This window comes from Agrobacterium bohemicum, assembly GCF_002896715.1.
Classification (GTDB): domain Bacteria; phylum Pseudomonadota; class Alphaproteobacteria; order Rhizobiales; family Rhizobiaceae; genus Agrobacterium; species Agrobacterium bohemicum.
Genome location: NZ_PGEL01000023.1, coordinates 160686 through 185661, shown reverse-complemented (window position 1 = coordinate 185661; position 24976 = coordinate 160686). Strand labels below are relative to the sequence as shown.

27 protein-coding genes are annotated in these 24976 nt (G+C 56.2%); 20 read left to right on the top strand and 7 right to left on the bottom strand.

The window, feature by feature from the left end; all coding sequences use genetic code 11:
• The first annotated feature begins 12 nt into the window (after positions 1-12).
• From CUC55_RS09985 to trmB, 11 genes are all read left to right on the top strand, one after another.
• Entirely contained in the window at positions 13-507 is a 495-nt protein-coding gene (locus tag CUC55_RS09985) for a GNAT family N-acetyltransferase (protein ID WP_067649561.1), read from the top strand.
• A 113-nt stretch (positions 508-620) separates the two neighbouring features.
• Positions 621-1001 carry a Fur family transcriptional regulator gene (locus CUC55_RS09980; protein WP_425352212.1) on the top strand — a complete coding sequence of 127 codons (381 nt, stop codon included), beginning with the start codon at positions 621-623 and terminating at the stop codon, positions 999-1001.
• Positions 1002-1033: 32 nt separating this feature from the next.
• Positions 1034-1834: a lyso-ornithine lipid O-acyltransferase gene (gene olsA / locus CUC55_RS09975; protein WP_103087725.1), complete on the top strand. Its 801-nt coding sequence runs from the start codon at positions 1034-1036 to the stop codon at positions 1832-1834.
• Positions 1835-1884: 50 nt separating this feature from the next.
• Entirely contained in the window at positions 1885-3306 is a 1422-nt protein-coding gene (miaB, locus tag CUC55_RS09970) for a tRNA (N6-isopentenyl adenosine(37)-C2)-methylthiotransferase MiaB (RefSeq protein ID WP_067649552.1), read from the top strand.
• 22 nt (positions 3307-3328) lie between these two features.
• On the top strand, positions 3329-4384 hold the full coding sequence (locus CUC55_RS09965) for a PhoH family protein (RefSeq protein ID WP_067649549.1): 1056 nt from the start codon (positions 3329-3331) through the stop codon (positions 4382-4384).
• An 8-nt stretch (positions 4385-4392) separates the two neighbouring features.
• Positions 4393-4899, top strand: coding sequence for an rRNA maturation RNase YbeY (ybeY, locus tag CUC55_RS09960; protein WP_103087800.1), 507 nt, complete (start codon positions 4393-4395; stop codon positions 4897-4899).
• A gap of 17 nt (positions 4900-4916) precedes the next feature.
• Entirely contained in the window at positions 4917-6053 is a 1137-nt protein-coding gene (locus CUC55_RS09955) for a hemolysin family protein (RefSeq protein ID WP_103087724.1), read from the top strand.
• Positions 6054-6198: 145 nt separating this feature from the next.
• Positions 6199-7788, top strand: coding sequence for an apolipoprotein N-acyltransferase (gene lnt / locus CUC55_RS09950; protein WP_103087723.1), 1590 nt, complete (start codon positions 6199-6201; stop codon positions 7786-7788).
• A 145-nt stretch (positions 7789-7933) separates the two neighbouring features.
• A complete protein-coding gene (locus CUC55_RS09945) occupies positions 7934-8353 on the top strand; it encodes a helix-turn-helix domain-containing protein (protein WP_103087722.1) in 420 nt (139 codons plus the stop codon).
• Between the two features lie 168 nt (positions 8354-8521).
• Complete coding sequence (metK, locus tag CUC55_RS09940; RefSeq protein WP_103087721.1) at positions 8522-9787, top strand: methionine adenosyltransferase; 1266 nt, start codon at positions 8522-8524, stop codon at positions 9785-9787.
• Between the two features lie 106 nt (positions 9788-9893).
• Positions 9894-10592, top strand: a complete 699-nt coding sequence (gene trmB, locus CUC55_RS09935) for a tRNA (guanine(46)-N(7))-methyltransferase TrmB (RefSeq protein ID WP_103087720.1) — start codon at positions 9894-9896, stop codon at positions 10590-10592.
• A gap of 7 nt (positions 10593-10599) precedes the next feature.
• On the opposite strand, the gene CUC55_RS09930 is transcribed toward trmB, so the two are convergent.
• Both CUC55_RS09930 and CUC55_RS09925 read right to left on the bottom strand, forming a co-directional pair.
• On the bottom strand, positions 10600-11499 hold the full coding sequence (locus CUC55_RS09930; RefSeq protein ID WP_103087719.1) for a ribokinase: 900 nt from the start codon (positions 11497-11499) through the stop codon (positions 10600-10602).
• Positions 11500-11557: 58 nt separating this feature from the next.
• Positions 11558-12760, bottom strand: coding sequence for a DNA recombination protein RmuC (locus CUC55_RS09925; RefSeq protein WP_425352805.1), 1203 nt, complete (start codon positions 12758-12760; stop codon positions 11558-11560).
• A gap of 144 nt (positions 12761-12904) precedes the next feature.
• Here CUC55_RS09925 and def point away from each other — a divergent pair, with 144 nt between their 5' ends.
• The 3 genes from def to truA all read left to right on the top strand — a co-directional run bounded on the left by def (position 12905) and on the right by truA (position 15211).
• Positions 12905-13417 carry a peptide deformylase gene (gene def, locus CUC55_RS09920; protein ID WP_103087799.1) on the top strand — a complete coding sequence of 171 codons (513 nt, stop codon included), beginning with the start codon at positions 12905-12907 and terminating at the stop codon, positions 13415-13417.
• A 52-nt stretch (positions 13418-13469) separates the two neighbouring features.
• The gene (fmt, locus tag CUC55_RS09915) at positions 13470-14405 is read left to right on the top strand and encodes a methionyl-tRNA formyltransferase (RefSeq protein WP_103087717.1); all 936 of its coding nucleotides are present in this window, start codon (positions 13470-13472) and stop codon (positions 14403-14405) included.
• Positions 14405-15211: a tRNA pseudouridine(38-40) synthase TruA gene (truA, locus tag CUC55_RS09910; protein WP_067649522.1), complete on the top strand. Its 807-nt coding sequence runs from the start codon at positions 14405-14407 to the stop codon at positions 15209-15211. The genes fmt and truA overlap by 1 nt, the downstream gene beginning before the upstream one ends.
• 622 nt (positions 15212-15833) lie before the next feature.
• Here the strand turns inward: truA and dapE are convergent.
• Positions 15834-17027, bottom strand: coding sequence for a succinyl-diaminopimelate desuccinylase (dapE, locus tag CUC55_RS09900; RefSeq protein ID WP_103087715.1), 1194 nt, complete (start codon positions 17025-17027; stop codon positions 15834-15836).
• Positions 17028-17045: 18 nt separating this feature from the next.
• Positions 17046-17900: a 2,3,4,5-tetrahydropyridine-2,6-dicarboxylate N-succinyltransferase gene (gene dapD / locus CUC55_RS09895; protein ID WP_103087714.1), complete on the bottom strand. Its 855-nt coding sequence runs from the start codon at positions 17898-17900 to the stop codon at positions 17046-17048.
• Positions 17901-18038: 138 nt separating this feature from the next.
• On the opposite strand from dapD, the gene CUC55_RS09890 reads away from it, so the two are divergent.
• Positions 18039-18899: an LOG family protein gene (locus CUC55_RS09890; protein ID WP_103087798.1), complete on the top strand. Its 861-nt coding sequence runs from the start codon at positions 18039-18041 to the stop codon at positions 18897-18899.
• 40 nt (positions 18900-18939) lie between these two features.
• Here the strand turns inward: CUC55_RS09890 and CUC55_RS09885 are convergent, their stop codons facing one another.
• Positions 18940-19884, bottom strand: coding sequence for a nucleoside hydrolase (locus CUC55_RS09885; RefSeq protein WP_067649510.1), 945 nt, complete (start codon positions 19882-19884; stop codon positions 18940-18942).
• Between the two features lie 183 nt (positions 19885-20067).
• Between CUC55_RS09885 and CUC55_RS09880 the strand changes: the two genes are divergently transcribed.
• Positions 20068-20493 (top strand): Hsp20 family protein, encoded by a 426-nt coding sequence (locus tag CUC55_RS09880; RefSeq protein ID WP_103087713.1) that lies wholly within the window; start codon positions 20068-20070, stop codon positions 20491-20493.
• A 58-nt stretch (positions 20494-20551) separates the two neighbouring features.
• The gene (locus CUC55_RS09875; RefSeq protein ID WP_103087712.1) at positions 20552-20809 is read left to right on the top strand and encodes a BQ00720 family protein; all 258 of its coding nucleotides are present in this window, start codon (positions 20552-20554) and stop codon (positions 20807-20809) included.
• A 58-nt stretch (positions 20810-20867) separates the two neighbouring features.
• On the opposite strand, the gene CUC55_RS09870 is transcribed toward CUC55_RS09875, so the two are convergent.
• Entirely contained in the window at positions 20868-21503 is a 636-nt protein-coding gene (locus tag CUC55_RS09870; RefSeq protein ID WP_067649502.1) for a trimeric intracellular cation channel family protein, read from the bottom strand.
• 187 nt (positions 21504-21690) lie between these two features.
• On the opposite strand from CUC55_RS09870, the gene CUC55_RS09865 reads away from it, so the two are divergent.
• Complete coding sequence (locus CUC55_RS09865) at positions 21691-22110, top strand: hypothetical protein (RefSeq protein WP_103087797.1); 420 nt, start codon at positions 21691-21693, stop codon at positions 22108-22110.
• 3 nt (positions 22111-22113) lie between these two features.
• Here the strand turns inward: CUC55_RS09865 and CUC55_RS09860 are convergent, their stop codons facing one another.
• Positions 22114-22827: a YoaK family protein gene (locus tag CUC55_RS09860; protein ID WP_067649854.1), complete on the bottom strand. Its 714-nt coding sequence runs from the start codon at positions 22825-22827 to the stop codon at positions 22114-22116.
• Between the two features lie 149 nt (positions 22828-22976).
• Between CUC55_RS09860 and hutC the strand changes: the two genes are divergently transcribed.
• Both hutC and exbB read left to right on the top strand, forming a co-directional pair.
• On the top strand, positions 22977-23702 hold the full coding sequence (gene hutC, locus CUC55_RS09855) for a histidine utilization transcriptional repressor HutC (RefSeq protein WP_067649496.1): 726 nt from the start codon (positions 22977-22979) through the stop codon (positions 23700-23702).
• Between the two features lie 194 nt (positions 23703-23896).
• Positions 23897-24976, top strand: coding sequence for a tonB-system energizer ExbB (gene exbB / locus CUC55_RS09850; RefSeq protein WP_170063856.1), 1080 nt, complete (start codon positions 23897-23899; stop codon positions 24974-24976).

Here is a 24976-nt window from a genome sequence, read left to right as displayed (position 1 = left end):
TGATTCCTTTCGATGTTTGACGATTACCTGAGCTGGAAACCTTACTTCGAGATCGTGACCATGGTTCACGGCGACTGTGTCGAGGTTGCCGAGTTGCATAGCGCGCGGTTCTCACGTCCCTGGAATGACGGCGAGTTTTCAGGTCTGCTCAGCCAGAGTAGCGTTTTTGGTGCAGTCGCACGCCAGACCAACGCCTTTTTCAGCAAGCCGATGGGCGGCTTCGTTTTGTCGCGAGAGGCGGGCGGTGAGGCCGAAATTCTAACCGTTGCTGTCAGTGAAAAGTTCGCACGCGCCGGTCTTGGTTGGCGGCTGATGCAGGCGGCCATGCGTGAGGCGGAGATGCGCGGTGCTGAAACCATGTTTCTGGAAGTCGATGGCGGTAACGCCTCTGCGGTGGGGCTTTATAGAAAGCTGGGCTTTAAAACCGTGGCTGAACGGCAGGCCTACTATACTGCCAAGGATGGTACGAAATCGACGGCGCTTGTCATGCGTCGTGATCTTCGTTAGTTCGTTGTAACGATTGCACAGCGCCTGAGCGCCATTCCAACGGAAGCACCTGAGAGTTACAAGACGTGATAGACCTTTCGAAAACGCTGGAAGAACTATGTGCCGAGCGCGGTATGCGCATGACCGATCAGCGTCGTGTGATTGCCCGCGTCTTACAGGAATCCGAAGACCATCCGGATGTCGAGGAGCTTTATCGTCGCTCGTCAACCGTCGATCCCCGCATCTCGATTTCTACAGTCTATCGCACGGTCAAGCTTTTTGAGGATGCAGGCATCATCGAACGTCATGATTTCCGCGATGGCCGCTCGCGTTATGAAACCATGCCGGAAGAGCATCACGATCACCTGATCGACTTGAAGAACAGCGTCGTCATTGAGTTTCGCTCTGCCGAAATTGAAGCGCTTCAGGAAAAGATTGCGCGTGAACATGGTTTCAAGCTGGTGGATCACAGGCTCGAACTTTACGGCGTGCCGCTGAAGCCCGAAGATGGCTGAGCCAGACATGGTGCCACGGAGCGGATGAAGCGATGATGTGGCTGCGAGTGATGTATTTCACCATCGTTCTGACACTGGTCACGCTGGTGCTGTTGCCGGTGCAACTTGTTGCCCTTCATTTNGATTGGCCGATCCGCCGCCGCCTCCCGCGGTTTTGGCACAGGGTGGCCTGTCATCTGCTCGGCATAAAGGTTCACATCCATGGCGAGGTGGAGCGTGCCAAGCCTCTGCTGTTGGCGGTCAATCATGTGTCGTGGACCGACATCATGGTTTTGGGCAGCACTGCCGACGTGGTTTTCATCGCCAAGACAGAAGTGCGTGACTGGCCGGTCTTCGGTGTGTTGGCCCGTCTGCAAAAANCGATTTTCGTCACACGTGATCAGAAGCGCAATGCCGGCGAGCAGGTCAACGACATCGCGCAGCGCATGGCAAATGGTGAAATCGTTCTTCTTTTTCCCGAGGGAACGACGTCGGACGGCAATCGACTTCTTCCGATCAAATCTTCCCTTTTNGGCGCGGCCTCCAGTGCGGCCGAGCAGGTGCCCGGGCAGATGGTGCATGTGCAGCCGGTGGCGGTTGCCTATACCGGCATCCAGGGCATGGCGATGGGTCGTTATCACCGCCCAGTTGCTGCATGGCCGGGAAGCATCGAACTGGTGCCGTCATTTTTTGGTATCATGAAAGCAGGCACCATCGATGTCGACGTCTCTTTCGGGGAGGCGATTTCATTCCGCCGTGGCGATAATCGCAAGACATTGAGCGCCGATGCGACAACCTCTATCCGCACCATGTTGAATTTCAGTTTGCGCGGCGGATGGCGAAAGTCTCGTTGATTGTGCATTTTTCTGTTTAACATGGTGCTTTAAANCATTAGATAACGGCCATGACCCAGGAATTGATCGGCCTTGAAGCCAACCCACCCGCCCTTCGCGAGGGCGCAAACAGCCGCAAGGTCTTCATCAAGACCTATGGCTGCCAAATGAACGTCTATGATTCCGTTCGCATGGGCGATGCTCTGGCAAAGGACGGCTACGAGCCGACCGAGGATATCAACGAGGCAGATCTCGTTCTTCTCAACACCTGTCATATCCGGGAAAGAGCTGCGGAAAAGGTCTATTCCGCGCTGGGTCGCCTACGGGATATGAAGACCTCCCGTGCGGAACAGGGCCGCGAATTCATGATCGGCGTTGCGGGTTGTGTGGCGCAGGCGGAGGGCGATGAAATTCTGCGCCGTGCGCCAGCGGTGGACGTTGTCATCGGTCCGCAAACTTACCATCGCTTGCCGGAAGCACTGCGGCGCGCCCGCGGTGGTGAGCGTGTCATCGAAACGGAATATGCAGTCGAAGACAAGTTCGAGCATTTGCCTGTCGCGGAAAAGGCAAAAATCCGGGCGCGTGGTGTCACGGCTTTTTTGACGGTGCAAGAAGGGTGCGACAAGTTCTGTACCTTCTGCGTGGTGCCTTACACGCGGGGGTCTGAAGTCTCGCGGCCCGTGCAGCAGATCGTTGATGAAGCAATGAGGTTGGTCGATTCTGGCGTGCGGGAGATCACGCTGCTTGGCCAGAACGTCAACGCCTGGCGGTCATCGGGCCCCAATGGCGAGCAATGGGGACTTGCGGAGCTGCTGTATCGGCTGGCGGAAATTCCTGGTATCGCCCGCTTGCGGTACACCACCAGCCACCCGCGAGACATGGACGATCAACTGATCGAAGCTCATCGTGATCTCCGCATTTTGATGCCTTATCTGCATCTCCCGGTACAATCGGGCTCCGACGTGATCCTGAAAGCCATGAACCGGCGCCACACCGGCGAAGAGTATATTAGGCTTGTCGAAAAGATTCGCGCAGCCCGCCCTGATATCGCTATGTCCGGGGATTTTATTGTCGGTTTCCCTGGCGAGACGGATCAGGATTTTGCCGATACCCTCGCCATCGTGGAGCAGGTGAAATACGCGCAGGCCTTTTCATTCAAATATTCCACGCGTCCCGGCACACCTGGTGCAGATTTGATCGATCAGGTGCCGGAAGACGTAAAAAGTGAGCGGCTTGAACGTTTGCAGGCTTTGCTATTGAAACAACAGCATGAATTTGCCGGTTCGCTGGTTGGCAAGACGATGGATGTGTTGCTGGAAAAGCCCGGTCGCATGCCGGGGCAGTTGATTGGACGATCTCCTTGGCTGCAATCTGTGAATCTTGATGCAAACGACATGAAAATCGGCGACATTGTTCATGTGCGAATCACCGCAACGGGTCCAAACAGCTTGTTTGCCGAGGTGGCAGACAGCGAGAGTGGGGACCGACACTGACTTTGGACGGGAGCCTGACCGCTTGAACGCACACGAATTGGTATCACCCCCATCGCGCCAGCCACGCCCAGCCGCGACCGACGCCAATCACTTCGTCCTCACGTTCGAGAATAACAGGATAGCCGGAGAGCTGTTCGGTCAGTTCGATCAAAACCTGAAACTGCTAGAACAGCGCCTTAACATCGACGTACGCCCCCGCGGTAATTCGGTTGCCATCACCGGGGATCTCGTTGCTACCAACCAGGCGCGCCGCGCGCTGGACATGCTCTATGAGCGCCTTTTGAAAGGCGGAACAGTCGAGGTATCTGACGTTGAAGGTGCCATTCGCATGGCGATGGCGGCGGACGATCAGTTGATCCTACCGACCATGGAGCGCAAAGCCAAAATCTCCATGGCTCAGATTTCCACTCGCAAGAAAACCATCGCCGCTCGTACGCCGACACAGGATGTCTATATGCGAGCGCTGGAACAGTCGGAGCTGGTCTTTGGCGTAGGGCCTGCAGGTACGGGTAAGACCTATCTAGCCGTAGCGCATGCAGCGCAATTGCTGGAACGTGGCGCGGTTGATCGGATCATTCTGTCGCGTCCAGCGGTCGAGGCCGGTGAGCGTCTGGGCTTTCTTCCCGGCGACATGAAAGAAAAGGTCGATCCCTATCTGCGGCCGCTCTATGACGCACTGTATGACATGATGCCGGGCGATAAGGTTGAGCGTGCCATTCAGGCCGGAGTCATCGAAATTGCTCCACTGGCTTTCATGCGTGGGCGCACACTTGCCAATGCGGTCGTCATCCTCGATGAAGCTCAGAACACCACAACGATGCAGATGAAGATGTTTCTGACGCGCCTAGGTGAAAAAGGCCGCATGATCGTCACCGGTGACCCAAGCCAGGTGGACTTGCCGCGTGGCATGAAGTCTGGCCTTGTGGACGCCTTGCAAATCCTCACGGATGTCGAGGGTGTGTCCGTCGTTCGCTTCAAGGATGTGGACGTCGTTCGCCACCCTATGGTCGCACGTATCGTCCGCGCCTATGAAGCGCAGACCGCCGTGCCGGATGAAAGCCTTCCAAGAGGCAATTGAAGCAGGACATGACGTCACTCGATATTCAGATCAGCGTCGAGGCCGAGAACTGGCCATCGGAAGATGAACTTTTGGTGTTGACCAGCCGGGTCCTGAACCCGGCTGTCGATTTTTNGAAGGCGGAAGAAAAGCAGCCTTTTCCAAAAACGCCTACGGAACTGTCACTTGTCTTTACCGATGACGCCTCGATCCGTGAGATCAATGCGGAGTGGCGTGAGAAGGACACGCCGACGAATGTGTTGTCTTTTCCAGCCTATCCGCTGGAACCGGGCGGCATGCCGGGGCCGATGTTGGGTGATATCGTCATCGCGCATGAAACTGTGGAGCGAGAAGCCCTTGATCTGGACAAGAGTTTCGAGGATCATCTGACGCATCTTCTGGTGCATGGCTTTCTGCATCTTTTCGGCTACGATCATACGGACACCGAAGAGGCGGAAGAAATGGAAGGGCTCGAGACTCGCATTTTGGCGAAGCTTGGTCTATCTGATCCCTACGCGGGTCAAGAGCCGCTTTGAATTAACAGTTTGGGACCATGAACGAAAATTCTGCACGACCGGCCCAAGAGGCCAAAGAAACCGGGGAGCAATCCTCATCGGAGGAGGGCAGTAGTCCCTTACGATCCGAATACCACTTCAAACCCAGAGCGTCCCTCTGGTCTCGCATCTCGCGGCTGTTAAAGCCGTCGCACGGCGAGCGTCTGCGTGAAGACATTACCGACGCGCTGATGACCGATACCGAAATCGGTGCCGCGTTTACGCCCGAAGAGCGGGCGATGCTCAATAATATTCTGCGTTTCAGAGAGGTCCGCGTTGAGGACATCATGATCCCGCGCGTCGATATCGACGGTCTCGATCAGGATATGACCGTTGGCGAGGCGATGATCCTGTTTGAAGAAACCGGTCGTTCGCGCATGCCTGTCTATGACGAGACGCTGGATAACCCCAAGGGTATGATCCATATTCGCGATCTTCTGTCTTTCATTGGCAAGCAGGCGCGAAATAAACGCCGCGTGGGCTCGCGTGCAACGNCCGCGGCCGATGTTAAAGCTGCAAAGTCGCCACGTGCCAATTTCGATCTTGCCCGAGTCGATCTGGAAAAANCACTCGCAGAAGCCGGTCTGGTCCGCAAAATCCTGTTCGTACCGTCTTCCATGCTGGCCTCAGCCCTGTTGAAANCCATGCAGGCCCAGCGCACGCAGCTTGCGCTCGTGATTGATGAATATGGCGGAACTGATGGCCTCGTCAGCCACGAAGACATTGTCGAGATGGTGATCGGTGATATTGATGACGAGCATGACAAGGACGAGACGATGTTCTCCCGCCTTTCCGCTGGTGTTCTGATTGCCGATGCACGTGCCGAGTTGACAGAACTGGCCGAAGCTATTGGCCCCGATTTCGATGTTCGTGAGCATCTTGAGGAAATAGACACTTTGGGCGGTCTCATTTTCTTCGCCCTTGGTCGCATTCCGGTAAAGGGTGAAGTCGTTCGGGCGGTGTCCGGTTTTGAATTCCATATTCTCGACGCCGATTCGCGCCGCATCAAAGGCGTTCGTATCGTCCGCAACCAGTCCTCTGAGGGCGAGGATGATCAGGCCCCTGCCGAGGCTACAAGTGAAGTGGTTCTCGCTTTGCCACCGCCCTCAAACCGTGCGGATAACGCTTCGGCCTGATGTGCGAGCAATGTTCATGATTTGAGTGCCGCAGAATATTCGTTCTGTGGACGCGCGCTTTTTTTNACAGTAAGTCCGGTTAAACAGACGGTGTCGCCTCCCGTGTATCTCGTGCCGGACGGTGCCTTGAAANGGTGGATACTGCATGGAGCGGCTGGCGGGCAAAATCATGTTGTGCAGTGGTTTNGGGAGAATATGTACCGCCTTTCTTGCTGGCGCTGTCGGTGCACTCGCTTTTCCGCCCTTCGGTTTTTTCGCGGCACTTTTCATCTCTTTTACGTTACTGGTCTGGTTGATCGACGGGACAACCGGAACCCCCGATGGGGGCGCGTGGTCGCGTGGTTGGAAAACATTCGTCATAGGCTGGCTGTTCGGCTTTGGTTATTTCGTGGCCGGGCTGTGGTGGCTTGGCAACGCATTGCTTCTGGAGGCGGATGAATTCGCTTGGGCCTTGCCACTGGCAATTTTCGGCCTTCCTGCATGTCTTGCCATTTTTNACGGCCTCGCCGTCATGCTGGCGAACCTGCTGTGGTCTGATGGTTGGGGACGCATTGCGGCTCTCGCAGCCTCCTTCGGTGTGATCGAATGGCTGCGCAGTTTCGTTCTGACCGGATTTCCATGGAATACGGTCGGCTCTGGTCTGATGCCGATACCCCNTATGATGCAAACATCCAATCTTATCGGCATTTTCGGAATGTCGATAATGGCCGTGTTCATCTTTNCCAGTCCAGCCTTGCTCGGTACAAAGAAAGGAATGATAGCAGGGCTGTCGATTGCAGCCGTGATGATGGCATTTCATTTCGGCTATGGTGCGTATCGTCTCCAGCAACCATTGTCGCCCCCAAACGACGCTCTGACCGTCAGAATCGTGCAGCCGGGGATCGACCAGTCTCGCAAGATGCTGAACGCCGATCGTGCGGAGATTTTCAAGGAGCATCTGCGTCTTTCGGCTTTGCCGACCCCCGAGGGNCAGAAACGTCCCGACATTATCGTCTGGCCGGAAACGTCAGTGCCGTTCATCCTGACGCAAAATCCCGATGCTCTCGAAGATATTGCGAAGACGCTTAAAGATGGGCAAATCCTTCTGACGGGCGCCGTGCGGATGGAAGATGCAGGTGCCGGAAATGCGCCACGCTACTATAATTCGGTCTATGCCATCGACAGCGAGGGGCAGATCATCGGCGCGACGGACAAGGTTCACCTCGTCCCGTTTGGCGAATATGTCCCGTTCGAAAATGTGCTGCGGCATCTCGGCATCGACAATCTGATCAGCCTGCCGGGAGGCTTTTCACCCGCAGCAACACGAGACGCCATCACATTGCCTTCAGGCAAAAAGCTGTACTCCTTCATCTGCTATGAAATCATTTTTCCGGGCGAGGTTCCCGCTGACATCTCGACCTCGACAGCCATCGTCAACGTTACGAATGACGGCTGGTTCGGTAATACGCCCGGTCCCTATCAGCACTTACAGCAGGCGCGAATACGCGCCGTGGAAACCGGTGTTCCAGTGATTCGCGCTGCCAACACGGGCATTTCGGCAATAATTGATCCTATGGGGCGAATTGTCGCAGGGCTGGATTACGGTCAAAAAGGGATAATTGATTCCACTTTAAGTGGATTGTCTACTGGTATCGTCACCGCAGATATGCGACAGATACACTTTTGGTTGTTCTTTGGATTATTGCTCGTGTGTGCAGTGATCGCTCGGATGGGTTTGATGAATCGGAAGAATTGACGAAAAACCCCTAAANTTGCATAGTGAACTTGCTCGGTTGCACAACGCACATGATATATTCCGTGCTGCGACACTCCTACAGTTCAGGATTGGTACAGGCGTGTAGTCGATAACCCCGAATAAAACGAATGTCAGGATCACAACAATGACAGAAAACAAGAAGAAGCCGAACCCGATTGACATTCATGTCGGGAGCCGTATCCGCCTCCGTCGTACCATGCTGGGCATGAGCCAGGAAAAACTGGGTGAGAGCCTCGGCATCACTTTCCAACAGATTCAAAANTACGAAAAAGGAACGAACCGCGTCGGCGCAAGCCGCCTGCAGAACATTTCCGGCATTTTGAATGTTCCCGTATCCTTCTTCTTCGAAGACGCGCCGGGCGACCACACAGTAAGTGCAACCGGCATGGCAGAAGCGTCCAGCTCCAACTATGTCGTAGACTTCCTGTCGTCATCCGAAGGTCTTCAGCTGAACAGGGCATTTGTCAAGATTAGCGACCCAAAAGTTCGCCGGCGTATTGTCGATCTGGTGAAGGCGCTCGCAGCAGAGGGCGACGCGGAATAATCCCGGCACTGCCTTTCCATCATCAAACGGTCCTTCGGGGCCGTTTTTTTNGCGTAAGGATGAGTTAGGATTTCTCATATAAAGATATATTTATGTCGTTGTGTCCTTGTTTTTCTCTGGCAAAATGACTAACAAACGCGAAGACAGTTTCTTTGAGGGGAATCCCGCATGCGTGCCAATTACCTGTTCACCAGCGAGTCTGTCGCTGAAGGTCACCCTGACAAGGTGTGTGACCGTATCTCCGATGAAATCGTTGATCTCATTTACCGTGAAGCTGCCAAGACTGGTGTCGACCCTTGGACTGTCCGCATTGCCTGCGAAACGCTTGCTACTACCAATCGCGTGATCATCGCTGGTGAAGTCCGCGTACCAGATACCCTGCTCAAGCAGGACAAGGACGGCAAGGTGTTGAAAGACGCAAGTGGCCATCCCATCATCAATCCCGCCAAGTTCAAGGCTGCTGCCCGCAAGGCAATCCGAGATATCGGTTACGAGCAGGATGGTTTCCACTGGAAGACGGCCAAGATCGACGTGTTGCTTCACCCGCAGTCTGCCGACATTGCGCAGGGCGTAGACAACGCCTCTGACAAGCAGGGCGACGAAGGCGCGGGCGACCAGGGCATCATGTTCGGTTATGCCTGCAAGGAAACACCGGACCTGATGCCGGCCCCGATCTATTATTCGCACCGTATTCTCCAGCTTCTGGCCACTGCGCGTAAAAGCGGTGAAGGCGAAGCTGCAAAGCTTGGCCCCGATGCCAAGAGCCAGGTTACAGTGCGTTACGTCGATGGAAAGGCCTCCGAAGCCGTCTCCATCGTTTTGTCCACGCAGCACCTTGATGCAAGCTGGGACTCCAAGAAAGTCCGTTCCGTCGTGGAGCCTTACATCCGTGAAGCACTCGGCGAGTTGAAGATCGCAGACGATTGCCAGTGGTACATCAACCCAACCGGCAAGTTCGTGATCGGTGGTCCTGATGGTGACGCTGGCCTGACCGGTCGTAAGATCATCGTGGACACCTATGGCGGTGCTGCCCCTCATGGCGGCGGCGCGTTTTCCGGCAAGGATACGACAAAGGTTGACCGTTCCGCTGCTTACGCGGCCCGCTATATCGCCAAGAATGTCGTCGCGGCAGGATTGGCAGAGCGTTGCACGATCCAGCTGTCCTACGCCATCGGCGTTGCGCAGCCATTGTCGGTCTATGTCGATTTCCACGAGACTGGCAAGCTGAGCGAAGACGAAGTCGAGGCCGCGATCCGCAAGGTCATCGATCTGTCGCCATCGGGCATTCGTCGTCATCTCGATCTTAACAAGCCGATCTATGCAAAANCGTCTTCTTATGGTCACTTCGGCCGCAAGGCTGGCCGTGACGGTTCGTTCTCCTGGGAGAAACTTGACCTCGTCAAGCCGCTGAAGGACGCCCTGAAAGCGGCATAAGACTTGTCAATCAGCGCTGATTGAGAGATACGGTCTGACATCATAACCCGTGCAGAGCCCTTGAAGGCACTGCACGGGTTAATCTATCTGGCTTGAGAGTACTGACATGACGGAAGAGCGGCGGTCACGCGCAACCGAGGCGTTTTTNGGCAGGCGGAAAGGCAAACCGCTGCGCAACCAGCAGGTCGATACGATTGAAAACCTTTTGCCCTTGCTTAAGGTCGATCTTGAGACGCCGCCGCCTAAAAACCTCGCGGCGCTTTTTCCCGCTGATGTGAAATCCATTCGCCTTGAAATCGGCTTTGGCGGTGGTGAGCATCTCATCCACCGTGCCTCCGAAAATCCGGCCACCGGCTTCTTCGGCGTCGAGCCCTTCGTCAATTCCATGGCGAAATTGCTGGGCAGCGTGCGCGAACGCGAATTGATGAACATCCGCCTCTATGACGACGATGCAACACAGTTGCTGGACTGGCTACCGGATGCGTGCATCGACCATATCGATCTGCTCTATCCTGATCCCTGGCCGAAGAAAAAGCACTGGAAGCGGCGCTTCGTGTCAGATGTCAATCTGGCGCGGTTTCACCGTGTGTTGAAGCCTGGAGCCAAGTTCTGCTTTGCCTCCGACATCGACACCTATGTTAACTGGACGCTTCAACATTGCGCCCACCACGGCGGATTTAAGTGGACTGCAGAAATCTCAGCAGACTGGTCGACACCTTTCGATACATGGCCGGGTACCCGATACGAGAACAAGGCGAAGCGTGAAGGTCGCAGTTCCGCCTATCTCACTTTCATCCGTACCTGATAATGGTTCAGACCTTTGCTTCCACTTCGGATGCAACAGGAATGGATGGCTGCGCACCTTCACGGGTGCAGGCCAGCGAACCGGCGACGGCTGCCCGGCGAAGCGCTAACTCGAAATCCAGACCGGCGTCGAGGCTTGCAGCCAGATAACCACAGAACGTATCGCCAGCGCCGACGGTATCGACAGGTTCGATTTTAAGGCCTGTGGCCTTAAAGAGCTTGCCGTTGCGGATAGCGATCACGCCCTCTGCACCCAGCGTGACGATAAAGGTCTGACCTGTCTCCCCATGGCGCGTCGAAAGCTCTGTTTCCCTCTGTTCTGGTGAAAGGCCGTTTTTTCCGATCAAAAGCTCGAATTCGGTTTCGTTGGCGATGACGATATCGGAAAGCCGTGAGAGGTGTTGAGCCTGTGATGTCAAAGGCGCCGTGTTGATGATCGTAGTGATACGTTTTGCCTTGGCTGCTTTCAGGGCGGCCTCGATGGCATCGGCTGGAATTTCCAATTGCAGCATCAGAATATCACCGGTCGCCATTTCAGAAACAGCACGCTCGGCATCCGCAACGTTGACTTCTCCATTGGCGGCGGGAATGACCGAGATCATGTTCTCGCCGCCCTCGCCGATAAGAATGACGGCGGTGCCTGTCGGCACGGCAACACTTTNCACCAAGGACAGATCGGTCCGCGCATCACGAAGAAGCGTCAGCGCGGGTGCGGCAAACGCGTCGTCACCCACGGCGCCTGCCATTTTCACGATCGCACCGGCACGTTTCGCGGCCAGCGCCTGGTTTGCTCCCTTGCCGCCAGCCGCTGTGGAAANGGATTTTCCAGTGACCGTTTCGCCAGGCTTGGGCAGGCGCTCGGAGATGGCGACGAGATCCATGTTGATGGACCCAAAAACTGTGATCATGCGGGTGATTCCATAAANGGGTAGCGATACAAANCAGAGCCGGACTTTGCCGGGTGGATCACTCGTCGTCAACCACTCGCAGTTTGGCGGCACCCGGGCGCCCGTCCGATATGCGGCGTAATTGCTCTGCCTCGGAGCGAGCAATTTCTTTTNGAGACAGCGAAAAATCCAGGCTCTCGATTTTTATCCCACGCGCCAGAACTTTTTCCGAGGAGGTCAGCATCATGTCCACGTCTTTTTGAGCCAGTCCGAAATGCGCCTGTAACTTGCGCGTTCTGTCATCGAGACGCCGTACATCGTCCATCAGCATCGCGACTTCGCCCTGAATAAGATGCGCCTGTTCGCGCATAAGCTGGTCTTTGAGAACCGACTGTATGACCTGAACGGAGAGCATCAACAGTGAAGGTGATACGATGACGACGCGGGACCGGTGTGCGCGCTGGACGAGATTTTCGAAGTGCTGGTGAATATCGGCAAAANTCGATTCTGACGGCACGAAGATGAAAGCAGTATCCTGCGTTTCGCCGGAGATCAGATACTTCTCGGCGACATCGCGAATATGCACCTCCATGTCGCGACGAAACTGCTGCGTGGCAGCGCGCTTTGCCTCCGGCGCATCGTCGGCTTTCAGCGCGTTCCAGGCTTCCAGGGGAAACTTGGCATCAATGACCAGTGGCGGCGCATTGTTCGGCATTCTGATGGTGCAATCAGGACGGAAACCGTTCGAAAGGGTCGGCTGCAAACTGTAGGAACCGGAAGGCAGGGCGTCGGCAATCAGCGCTTCCATGCGCGCCTGCCCGAAGGCTCCGCGTGTCTGTTTGTTGTTGAGGATGGCCTGCAAGCCTATCACATCCTTGGCCAGATCCTGAATATTGCCCTGTGCCGCATCGATGACAGCAAGCCGCTCCTGCAGCTTACTGAGATTTNCATGCGTCGAGCGTGTTTGCTCCGTCAAAGTGGTGCCGATGCGCTGTGACATGCCATCCAGTCGGTCGTTCAGCGTCTGGCTCATCTCGTTCTGGCGCGCACTCAATGTCTCAGTCATGGCGGCGATGCGACCATGCAGTTCCGATTGTGTTCTCAGAAGTTCGGTGATTTCGTCACGCGACTGATCGGGAACCGGCGGTTTACGCCACATGAAGGCAGCAGCCACCAGACACCCCGAAATGACGATGCAGAGAAGAGCGCCAACCGATATGTGGAGGCTGCCGAGACTGAAAGCTGTCGTACCAAGCGCATTGAGATCGATGTTCATAGCCAAATCTAACAGAATTCTTGCGATTCGTCAGATCAAAACAGGAACATTTCAAGGGCGTGAATGAGTCTCGTTTGGCCCTGCTCATGTCGCTAATATCGGCCTTTATTTTTNGTTTCCTCCAAAGATGAGATGCGTTATGGGGAAGCCATGACGATCAAACCTCTTATTATTTNGCCTGATCCTTTGCTGCGCCAGCAATCCAAGCCCATCGAACAGGTGGATGCCGAGATTACGCGTCTGGCCGATGACATGCTGGACACGATGTATGATGCGCCGGGCATTGGTCTCGCCGCAATTCAGATCGGCGTGGCGCGCCGCATGCTGGTGATCGATATCTCGCGCGAAGATGAAGACCGCAAGCCGGTCGTTTTCATCAACCCGGAAATCCTCAAAGTGTCGGACGATGTGTCTGTCTACGAGGAGGGCTGTCTGTCCATTCCCGACTACTACGCGGAAGTGGAGCGTCCTGCTGCACTGACAGTCGCCTATATCGACCGCGACGGTAAAAAGCAGACGGTGGAAGCCGATGGCCTTTTGGCTACCTGCCTGCAACATGAAATGGACCATCTGAACGGTGTTCTGTTCATCGACCACATTTCCCGCTTGAAACGGGATATGGTCATCAAGAAATTCACCAAGGCGGCCCGCGCAAAAATCTGATCTGACTGTCTTCTAGAGATTGTCGGATCGGGCGACGGGGCAGGGGGCGAGCATGGCACTGCGCATCATTTNCATGGGAACGCCGGAATTTTCGGTTCCCACGCTTCGCGCTCTGGTCGATGCGGGACACGAAATCGCCGCCGTTTATACGCAACCGCCTCGTCCAGGCGGTCGTCGCGGTCTAGATCTCCAGAAATCGCCTCTGCATCAGGCCGCCGAACTGCTCGGCATACCGGTTCTCACGCCTGTGAATTTCAAGGCTGAGGAAGACAGGGCGGAATTCAAAGACTTCAACGCAGATGTCGCCGTTGTCGTTGCCTATGGCCTGCTGTTGCCTGAAGCCATTTTGAACGGCACTCGTCTTGGCTGTTACAACGGTCACGCCTCACTGCTACCGCGCTGGCGCGGTGCCGCCCCCATTCAACGCGCCATCATGGCGGGCGATGCCGAGACCGGCATGATGGTCATGCAGATGGAAAAGGGGCTGGATACTGGCCCCGTTGCGCTGACCGCGTGTGTTGCCATCGGCGCTAATATGACGGCTGGCGAATTGCATGACAGCCTGATGCTGGCGGGTGCGCGGCTGATGCGCGAAGCGATGCTGAAGCTGGAAGATGGCGATCTGCCGCTGACACCGCAGGCGGAAGAAGGCGTTCTCTATGCCGCCAAGATCGACAAGGCCGAAACCCGCATCAATTTTTCCTGGTCCAGCCACGATGTGCACAATCACATTCGCGGCCTGTCACCGTTTCCCGGCGCATGGTTCGAAATGGAGATCGGCGGCAAGGCCGAGCGTGTGAAGGTGCTGGAGACCGAACTGGCGAGCGGCATGGGCGAGGCAGGGTCTGTTCTGGACGGTGATTTGACCATTGCCTGCGGCAGCGGTGCGGTGCGGCTGGTGCGTCTGCAAAAGGCAGGCGGCAAGCCGATGCTAGCGCAAGATTTTCTGCGCGGCACTCCCGTCGTTGTCGGAACGAGGCTCGGCTGATGCCACGCTTCCGCATGACCGTTGAATATGACGGTTCCCCCTATTTCGGCTGGCAGCTGCAGACCAATGGCCCTTCTGTGCAGGGTGCCCTGGAAGCTGCTGTGCTGTCATTGACCAAAGAGATCGTCAGCTTTCGCGGTGCAGGCCGCACCGATTCCGGAGTTCACGCCAAGGGTCAGGTCGTGCATGTCGATCTCGCACGCGCCTGGGAGCCTTACAAACTGCGCAACGCGCTGAACGCGCATCTGGCCATGGCTGGCGAGGCTGTCTCGGTTCTAAACGTGGAGGCTGTGACGGAGGATTTCGACGCACGATTTTCGGCGCTGCGCCGTCACTACCTCTATCGCATCATCTGCCGCAAATCGCGGCTGGCGCTGGAGCACAAGCGTGCCTGGTGGGTATCGAAAGACCTTGATCATGAGGCGATGCATGCCGCAGCCCAGATGCTGGTCGGACGGCATGATTTCACCACCTTCCGCTCCGTTCACTGCCAGGCCAACAGCCCGGTTAGAACGCTCGACCGGCTCGATGTGACACGAGATGGCGATCTGATCGAGATACGCGCGACGGCACAGAGCTTTCTGCACAATCAGATTCGCTCATTTGCCGGAACGCTGAAACTGGCAGGCGATGGTGGCATGACGGCAGAAGACGTGAAGGCGGCGCTTGAGGCGTGCGACCGCAAGGCCTGCGGGCCGGTCGCGCCGCCGGATGGGCTCTATTTCATGCAGGTCGACTATCCCGATGTGATACCGCCACGGCAACCCAGACCGGAGACGAAGAATGACGGGGTCTATCTGTCATAATTTTCGCTTGCGGCGCGTCGCGCAACAGGCTGGCCAGTATCAGTTGGGATAGACGCCGAGAAAGCGTTGCAGCACTTCCGACAGAATCATGCCGGGAATGAGCAACGTCATGACCAGCGCCGCGACAAGCAGTGGCTGTTCGCGGACAAAGAACTTCACGATACGGGAAAAGCTGAACACGAGCGTCAGCAGCAGCGAAAACCACAGGATCGCGATCAGTCCCTGCAAGGAGGGGACCAGCAGCGCTATGAGGATCAGAACGGCATAAGCATAGGAAAACGGCAGCGACAGCCAGTTTGCGACGACGACAAGGGCCGGAAACTTCTGTTTGGCACAAAATGACACCAGCAAAAGCCCGATCAGGATCAACGGCACCATCCAGCAGATGGCCTCGACCATGGCCAGCCGGACAAAGAACATGGCACCGGTGCNGACGTCCTTCGGCAAAACGGAAACATAAGCCTCATGCCACCAGTACCAAGACAGCGCCATGGACGGCAGGCACAAAAGCGCGGCATAAAATGACCGTGTCATTCCACGGTCGGTGAGGTCCAGCAAACGCCCACCAGCGGGATCACCGAGAAAGAGCAGCCAAAGGCCCCGCATATAAAGTGCTAGTTCGCTAAGCGATGGCATGGTCAAACCAGCGTTCTATGAAGGTCTCGTAGATGCGGGTCAGTGTTTCCAGGTCGGCCACGGCGACGCGCTCATCCACCATGTGCATGGTCTGGCCGACAAGGCCGAATTCCACTACTGGGCAATAGTCCTTGATGAAGCGGGCATCCGATGTGCCGCCGGTCGTGGACAGCTTCGGCTCGTTGCCAGTGACTTCAGCCACCGCACCAGACAGCGATGAGATCAGTGAGTTGTTGCGCGTCAGAAAGACGTGGGAGGGACGATCGGCCCAGACGAGGTCGTATTTAACCGGCGAACGATCTGGGCGCAACGCGCCGTCAGCAGCGGCCTCATCCAGTCGCCGGATGATCTCGTCGCGCAGCGTCTCTGCCGTCCATGTGTCGTTGAAACGGATGTTGAAGCTAGCCGTCGCTTTGGACGGGATGACATTCGTTGCTGCGTTACCGGTGTCGATGGTGGTGACTTCGAGGTTGGATGGCTGGAAATTATCTGTTCCAGTGTCGAAGGGCGGGTCCATCAGCGCGTGTGTAAGTTGCAACATTCCGCGAATGGGATTGTCGGCCAGATGCGGATAGGCGGCGTGGCCCTGCACGCCGTGGACCGTGATCCGACCCGACAAAGAGCCGCGGCGGCCGATTTTGATCATGTCACCCAACTGGTCCGGGTTGGTGGGTTCACCCACCACGCAGGCGTCCCATGTCTCGCCTTTGGCGGCAGCCCATTCCAGAAGCTTGGATGTGCCGTTGATGGACGGTCCTTCTTCATCGCCCGTGATCAGGAAAGACACCGAGCCCTGGGGCTTTCCATGCTTTNCGACATGGCGGGCGATGGCCGCAATAAAGCAGGCGATGCCGCCCTTCATATCGACGGCACCACGCCCGAACATTTCGCCACCGGCTATTTCAGCCGCAAAAGGCGGATGGCTCCACGTGGCCTCGTCACCGACAGGCACGACATCGGTGTGGCCAGCAAACATCAGGTGCGGGCCTTGTGTGCCGATGCGGGCGTAGAGGTTTTCGACGTCAGGTGTTCCCTCTTCCGTCGCCATCACACGGTCAACCTTGAAGCCGAGCGGTGTCAGCAGATTGTCCAGCAGCGAGAGCGCTCCACCTTCTGCTGGTGTCACCGAAGGGCAACGGATGAGGGCGGCAAGATTGGCGACGGGATCGGTGGCTTGCATGGGTCAGTCTACTTTATATCAGTCGCGCAGCAACTCGTTGATGCCGGTCTTGGAGCGGGTCTTCTCATCGACGGTCTTGACGATCACGGCGCAATAGAGGCTCGGGCCCATCTCGCCATTCGGGAACGGCTTGCCCGGCATGGTGCCGGCTACGACCACGGAGTAAGGCGGCACTTCGCCATAGGTGATCGAGCCGGTTGCGCGGTCTACGATCTTGGTGGACTTGCCGATGAAGACGCCCATGCCGAGAACGGCACCTTCGCGAATGATGCAGCCTTCCACGACTTCAGAGCGAGCGCCGATGAAGCAGTTGTCTTCGATGATGGTCGGGCCAGCCTGAAGCGGCTCCAGTACACCGCCGATGCCGACGCCGCCGGACAGATGCACGTTCTTGCCAATCTGCGCGCAGGAGCCAACGGTTGCCCATGTATCGACCATGGTGCCTTCATCGACGTACGCGCCAAGATTGACGAAGGACGGCATCAAGACAACGTTCTTGGCAACGTAAGCGGAACGGCGCACGACAGCGTTTGGCACGGCGCGAAAACCTGCAGCACGGAACTGGTTTNCACCCCAGTTCTCGAACTTGGAGGGCACTTTGTCCCACCATGTGGATTCGCCGGGACCGCCGGTGACGATCTCCATGTCATTGAGACGGAAAGACAGAAGAACGGCCTTCTTCAGCCACTGGTTCACGGTCCAGTTCCCATCGGACTGCTTTTCGGCCACGCGCACCTGGCCTGCGTCGAGCAGGTTCAGCGCAGTTTCGACGGCATCGCGAATTTCGCCTTTGGTCGATATGTTGACGCCGTCGCGATTATCGAATGCGGTTTCGATGATTGTTTCAAGGGAGCCAAGATCCGAGATGCTCATGAGAATTCCTTAAACTTCGCTGACTATCGTCACATAAAGGGAAATATCCGCACCGCTGGCCGGACATGGTCAATTGCTCTAAGCGAGTGTTTCAAGGGCGTCAATGTGATTTGGCGCATGCAGACGAAAGGCATGGACATGGCAAAACTGAAAANTGGCAAATTGCGGCGCAAGGACGGTGTCTGGGACCCTTTGAAATCCAGTTCCGCTGACAAGCAGCAGGCAGAAGGCCTGCCGAAAACCCCGCAATCAGCCTCGCCATCCTATCGTCTGGCCTATGCCGACACCGATTTTCTGTGTCGGGAAGAGTTGCGCCCCATTAGGTTGCAATTGGAACTGATGAAGCCGGAAATGATTCTGACCGAGCGAGGTATCAAATCCACTGTAGTTCTATTTGGCGGCGCTCGCATTCCCGAACCGGGTGGTGAGGCCTGGGCGGCGCGCAACGAGACGCAGAGAAAGAATCTTGAAGCTGCCTCTGTCTATTACGATGAAGCTCGCAAATTTGCCAAACTCTGCGCCATTGCGTCCGAAAAGTACGATCATCGCGAATATGTCGTGATGACGGGTGGTGGACCGGGTGTGATGGAGGCGGGCAATCGCGGCGCATCGGAAGCCGGTGCGCCGTCAATCGGCCTCAACATCCTGCTTCCGCACGAGCAGGCACCCAACCCGCATGTGACGCCGGAACTCAGCTTCAATTTNCACTATTTCGCTATCCGCAAANTGCATTTNCTGATGCGCGCCAAGGCCGTCGTCGTGTTCCCCGGCGGCTTCGGCACCATGGATGAGCTGTTTGAAACACTGACGCTGATTCAGACCAAGCGCATGGCGCCGATCCCGCTCATCCTGTTCGGTGAGGCTTTCTGGCGCTCCATCATCAATTTCGAAGCACTTGCCGATTTCGGTACGATTGCGCCTGACGATATGGAGCTGCTGCATTTCTGTGAGACGGCTGAGGATGCGTGGAAGGTAGTTGCCGATTTTTATGAATTGTAATGGAGTAAGGTCGCCGGTGAGGCGACCTTATAGTCCTTGATCAAATCCGTGCGAAGCGCTCCGTCAGAAGTGCAAAGAATCCATCCGCGTCCACATCGCGCATGACGCGGGCGTTGGGTTCGCGGCCTGTTACCTTCCACCAGTCGACAACCGTCATGCCGATGGTCAGTTCCGAGTTCACCTCGATCTCGACATTGCAATCGCGACCATCGAACAGGTCCGGTTTGATGAGATAGGCGATCACGGTCGGATCATGCAATGGGCCGCCATCGGACCCATATTTTTCCACGTCGAAGCGTTCGAAAAACTCCAGCATCTCCGCCATGGCGATGGCAGGGCGTGTACCGATATCGCGGATGGCGGCGACGCGGGCCTTGGTGGTCAAAAGCTTGTGCGTCACATCAAGCGGCATCATGACCAGCGGAATGCCAGAGCGAAAGACGATGTCTGCTGCGTGCGGATCGACGTAGATATTGAATTCGGCGGCAGGCGTGATGTTGCCACCTTCGAAGAAACCACCACCCATCAGCACCAGTTCCTTGACGCGCGGGGCAATATCGGGTGCCTTTTGCAAAGCGGTGGCAATATTCGTCAATGCGCCGAGTGTGCAAAGCGTTACAGTGCCTTCCGGCTCGCGGCGTATCGTCTCGATGATGAAGTCGATGGCATTTTGCGATTGTGCCTCAAGCACCGGCTCCGGCAAGGTCGGGCCATCCAGGCCGGTGCTGCCATGAACATGTTCAGCGGTGATGGGCGCGCGGACCAGCGGGCGCTCGCAGCCTTCATAGACGGGGATTTCTGTGCGATTGCAAAGTTCCAGCATGATGCGGATGTTGCGGCTGGTCAGCTTCAGCGGCACATTGCCGGCTACGGCACAAAGACCGAGAACTTCGATTTCATCCGGGCTCGCCAACGCCAGCATGATTGCGGCGGCGTCGTCTTGTCCGGGGTCGGTGTCGATAATGATTTTTCTGCGCTCGGCCATAGTCTTCCTGCTTTNGATAAGAGATGTCTTTTCAAGCCTGTTTCCAAAGCTTGTCAAGCAGGCGACAGTTGTGACTTTTTCACGGTGCGCCATGCTTGCGCTGCTGGCACCATATTCCCATATGGATTGATGCCGCCGTAAGCGGGGCAAATGATCGTCGCTTGGGTACAAGGACTGAAAGATATGAGCCGTATGACACCTTTTACCCATCCCCTGATGTTGGGTTTCGATGCCATGGAAAAANCGCTCGAACGGATGACCAAGGCAAATGATGGCTATCCGCCCTACAACATAGAGCGGTTGGCGGCAGAAGGCACTAGCCCGGAACGTTTGCGGATCACCATCGCTGTCGCAGGTTTTTCAGAAGATGATCTGGACGTCACGACGGCTGACAATCAATTGATTATTCGTGGACGTCAGCAGGAACAGGACGCGAAGGACTATTTGTATCGGGGCATTGCCGCGCGACAGTTCCAGCGGGTATTCGTGCTGGCAGACGGCATGCAGGTCAATGATGCACGTCTGCGCAACGGTCTGCTATCCATCGATCTCACCCGGCCTGAAATCTCTAACGTGGTGAAGAAAATTAACATTTCCGTTTCACAGTAGGATTCTGTACGCCAAGCGACTCGTAGCGGCATGGCGTCTCATAAATGGAGTCTGCCATATGCTGTTGAAAGAAGCGCATGCGAGTCTGACCAAGTCGCAACTGGCCCATATCGGGGCAGGCGAAGTCGGATATATCCGTAAANTGCGTGCCGAAGAAGTGAACCGTTGTTTTCCCGAAGCGCCCAATATCGATCCGACTCTGGATCTATGGGCTCTATTCGGCGCAGATGGAACGCCAATTCTTTTGACTGACAACCGTTCCAGCACATTTTTCAAAGCTGCCGAAGACGAATTGCGGACCATCAGCGTTCACTGAATGCCGTCAGCATGAAANCATCCATAAAGGCGTCCTCAGGGCGCCTTTTATATTTGGCTTACATCACGTCTTCAGGCGGTCTGCCGGGTCGGGCGTGATAGCGTGGGAACGTCCAGCCGAAGATCAGCGCTCCGCTTCTGATCGCAAAGGCGGTGAGAACGCCAGCAGCCGATGCGACAAGAATCGGCAGACCCAGCGCATGGACGGCCGTGAACACACAGGCGCCAGCAAGAGCGCAACTGACATAGACTTCAGGCCGCAGCAATACGGATGGTTCCCCAGCGAGAATATCGCGGAGCACGCCGCCGAATGTGGCTGTCATGGTGCCGGTGACGATGGCGACCGTGGGCGATCCGGTGACGGCAAGGCCTTTCGCTGCCCCCATCACGCAATAGGCCGAGAGACCGACGGCATCAAGCCAGATCAAAAGGCGATAGCGGGATTCCAGCAGGTGGGCCGTGAGATAGACGACTGCGGCAATGACCACGCAGACGAGAATATAGGTGGGGTTGACGACCCAGAAGACCGGCGCGCGGCCCAGCACGAGGTCGCGAAGCGTACCGCCACCGATGCCGGTCACCGCTGCGAAAAACAGAAAGCCGATGAAATCCAGCTGCTTGCGCGAGGCTGCGAGTGCGCCAGTCGCAGCAAAAACAGCAACGCCGGCATAATCGAGAAAAGCTAGAAGGGTCATGGGCAGGCGCTCCTCGAATATTCGCGCGGTCAGTGTGACGCAAGGACCGTCCGATATGATCCACCGCCTGATCAAAGCTGGCATGCCCAATGCAGTCGCATCCATAGCGTAAACAGACCTAAAGGAAAATGCCGTGAGAAGCCTTCTCTTCGTAACACTTCAAGCGCTGGTTTTTTNGGCCGTTCCGATGATGGCGCAGGCACAGCAGGAACTGGTAAGCGACCCTGAGATTTATGAAAAGGACCATTTTCGCAAGGAATGCAAAGTCGCCGAGTTCGGCGAGGGGTTCGTGACACGGCTTGATATCAATAATGACGGGCTGGTTGACGCCGTGACCAATCGCGGTGAACTGACCTGCGATGGGGAAAAGGCGCGCAGTTGCAATGACGATGGATGCCCCAACAATTTCTATGTGCAGGTAAAGGAGGGCGGCTATCTGATGATCGCCACGGCTACCATCTACAGCTACGATTTCGTTCAGCGTTTCGGAAACATGGTCTTCCAATTCAAGATGCATCCGCGCTTTTGCGACCGCACCGACAGTGAGCCATGCGTGATGACCGTGCGAGTCCGTGGCACGAAGTTCGTGACCATTTCCAGCAAGTAATCGTCAGCGCGGTTTGCTTCTGCCGATCGCAACCCTCCGATTGTACCGTCTCATGAGAGGATGCGGCATGAGAATGCTCGCAAGCGCAATGGCAAAGACGAGCAGACTCACGGTGAGAAGAGCTATTGTCGAATAGACTGTGGCCAGCACAGCCCCAAACATCGCCCCCGCAATCATGCCGAGCCAAGGTACCAGCTGGATCGTCCAATCCAGTTTTCGGTCACCCATTATAAAGCGCCCGATGCCGCGCCCGAAACGGGAAAGAGCGCCTGTGACATAAGTCAAGCCGATGGGCAGTCCCTCGACATGTTCAACGGCTGCATTGATCACGCCCATGGCAAAGACCACCAGATAGAAGGAGCCCGTCGCCATGCCCTCCATCTGTAAAAACGCGGCGAGTGCAAGCGCGAGGCCGACCGTGCAGAGAACGGTAAAGACCCGTCTTTCGAACCTGTTAGCAACAACGATGCCGATCGCATTGCCACCGACGAAAGTGAGGATTGCCAGCAAAAGCTTGGCGGCGTGGGTGTAATCACCAGCCTGAAGGGATAATGCCGCGCGTGTGGTGTTTCCCGTCATGAAGGACACGAAGTCTCCCGACATGGACAGGCCGATGGCATCCGTCATTCCAGCAACGAAAGAGAGCGTTGCAACGAGTGCAACACCAACTGCGGTGCGTCGTACTCGAATGATCTTTCGGCGTCTTTGTCTGGTCATGGTCATCTCGACATGAATTTTGAAGCATCATAACCACATGGCTGGAAACAATATTTTAATAGTGGGAAANTTCGGGTTCACCCATGCCATATGGCTAAGCGCAATGCAGGATGATATCAGGCCCATGATGAAATAGGACGAGCAAACATATGGCTGAAACCCACCGGGTTCAGGAAAAATCCCTGCACGAGCGCATCATGGGGGATGTCGAAGGCAGGATATTGTCCGGCGAATGGCCGCCCGGCCATCGTATTCCGTTCGAGCATGAACTGACGCTTGAATATGGCTGCTCACGCATGACCGTGAACAAGGCGCTGGGTGAGCTGGTCAAGAAAGGTTTGATCGAGCGCCGCCGCCGCTCAGGCAGTTTTGTCACCCAGCCGCACGGCCAGTCCGCTGTTCTTGAAATTCACGATATCCAGCGCGAAGTAGAGGCGCTTGGCCTCCTATACGATTACAAGCTCGATAATCGCGAACTGAGAAAAGCCAATGCAGAAGATCGGGTGAAGCTCGAAATTGCATCAAACGCTCAAGTCCTGGCGATTACGTGTCGCCATTTCACCAGCGATGTTCCCTTCTGCCTCGAAGAGCGTTTGATCAATGTTGCTTCCGTGCCGGAGGCGCGGGACGCGGATTTTTCTGCAGTTGGACCGGGGTCATGGTTGTTGCAGATGGTGCCGTGGAGGGCCGCCGAACACCGCATTCGCGCAATTTCAGCCGACCGGCGCGTGGCCGAGGCTCTCGCCATCCCCAATGGAACAGCCTGTCTGGTCATCGAGCGGCGAACCTGGAGTGGTCAGACCTACATCACCCAAGTCAAGGTCACTTACCCGGGTGATCGGCATGAACTCGTCGCGCATTTCCTGCCTTCATAGCGCGCATGCCCGCCCGCTACATGCTTGTTTCGTAAAAGAAGAGTTTACAGGGCATGTTTNGGTAATGTAATAGTTGTCAATCTTACTCAACTTTGCTAGCGGACTGCGCATCAAGCTGCGGCCGTAAATTTTGTGAGCGCAGGCACCAGCTGCAAGAGATCGGCGCATTGTTACGGAACTCCGGGATTATCAAGATGGCATTTGAAAAACACACCTCGAACCTGAATGCTTTGCCGTGCAAACGGCCTCGTTCCGCCACAATCATGCTGTCGCTTTTGGCCTGCCTTTATGCCGGTGCTGGCGTTGCGCAGACACAAACGCCTGAGACCGAGCCAGTTCCTTCAACCAGCCAGGCGCCAGTAACTGAGCCGGTCTCACCAGCGCAGACCTCGCCCGCTGCTCAGCCTCCGCAATCGCCAGAGCCAGCACCTGCGCCAGAGGCACCTGCTGCCCAACAGCCCGCGTCGNATATAACCACCCAGCCTCCTATCCAACCAACTCTGGAGCAACCGCCTGTGCAGCCTGCCGCCAGCGCCGGGCAACGCACGGATATTCCGCATAACCTGTCCCCATGGGGCATGTTCATGGCCGCCGATTGGGTCGTAAAAGGTGTCATGATCGGGTTGGCCTTCGCGTCTCTTGTGACATGGACCGTTTGGGTTGCGAAGTCGATCGAATTGGCAGGCGCTCGCATTCGTGCCGGTTCAACACTCAAGATCATTCACAAGGCCAAGACACTTTCTGAAGCTACCGAGGCTGCCGAAAAAAANGGTGGTCCTGCCGCGTTGATGCTGCGTATGGCAACACATGAAATGAAATTATCGGACTCCATAGTGGAACACACCGATGGCGGCGGCATCAAGGAGCGTGTTTCTTCCGTTCTTGGACGCATCGAAACCCATGCGGGCCGCCGTATGTCCCGGGGAACCGGGGCTTTGGCAACAATCGGCTCCACATCACCGTTCGTCGGCCTGTTTGGCACGGTATGGGGCATCATGAACTCGTTTATCTCCATTTCGGAATCGCAGACCACCAATCTTGCAGTTGTGGCACCCGGTATTGCTGAAGCCTTGCTCGCAACTGCCATCGGTCTGGTTGCGGCTATTCCCGCAGTGGTGATCTACAACGTGTTTGCGCGCTCCATTACCGGTTATCGCCATCTGCTGGCCGATGTCGCAGCCGGTGTCGAACGTCTCGTCAGCCGCGATCTTGATTTTCGCCGCATTCCGCCGGGCAGTGCTGCGAAGCCTGCGGTCTCACTCGTGGGGCGCTGA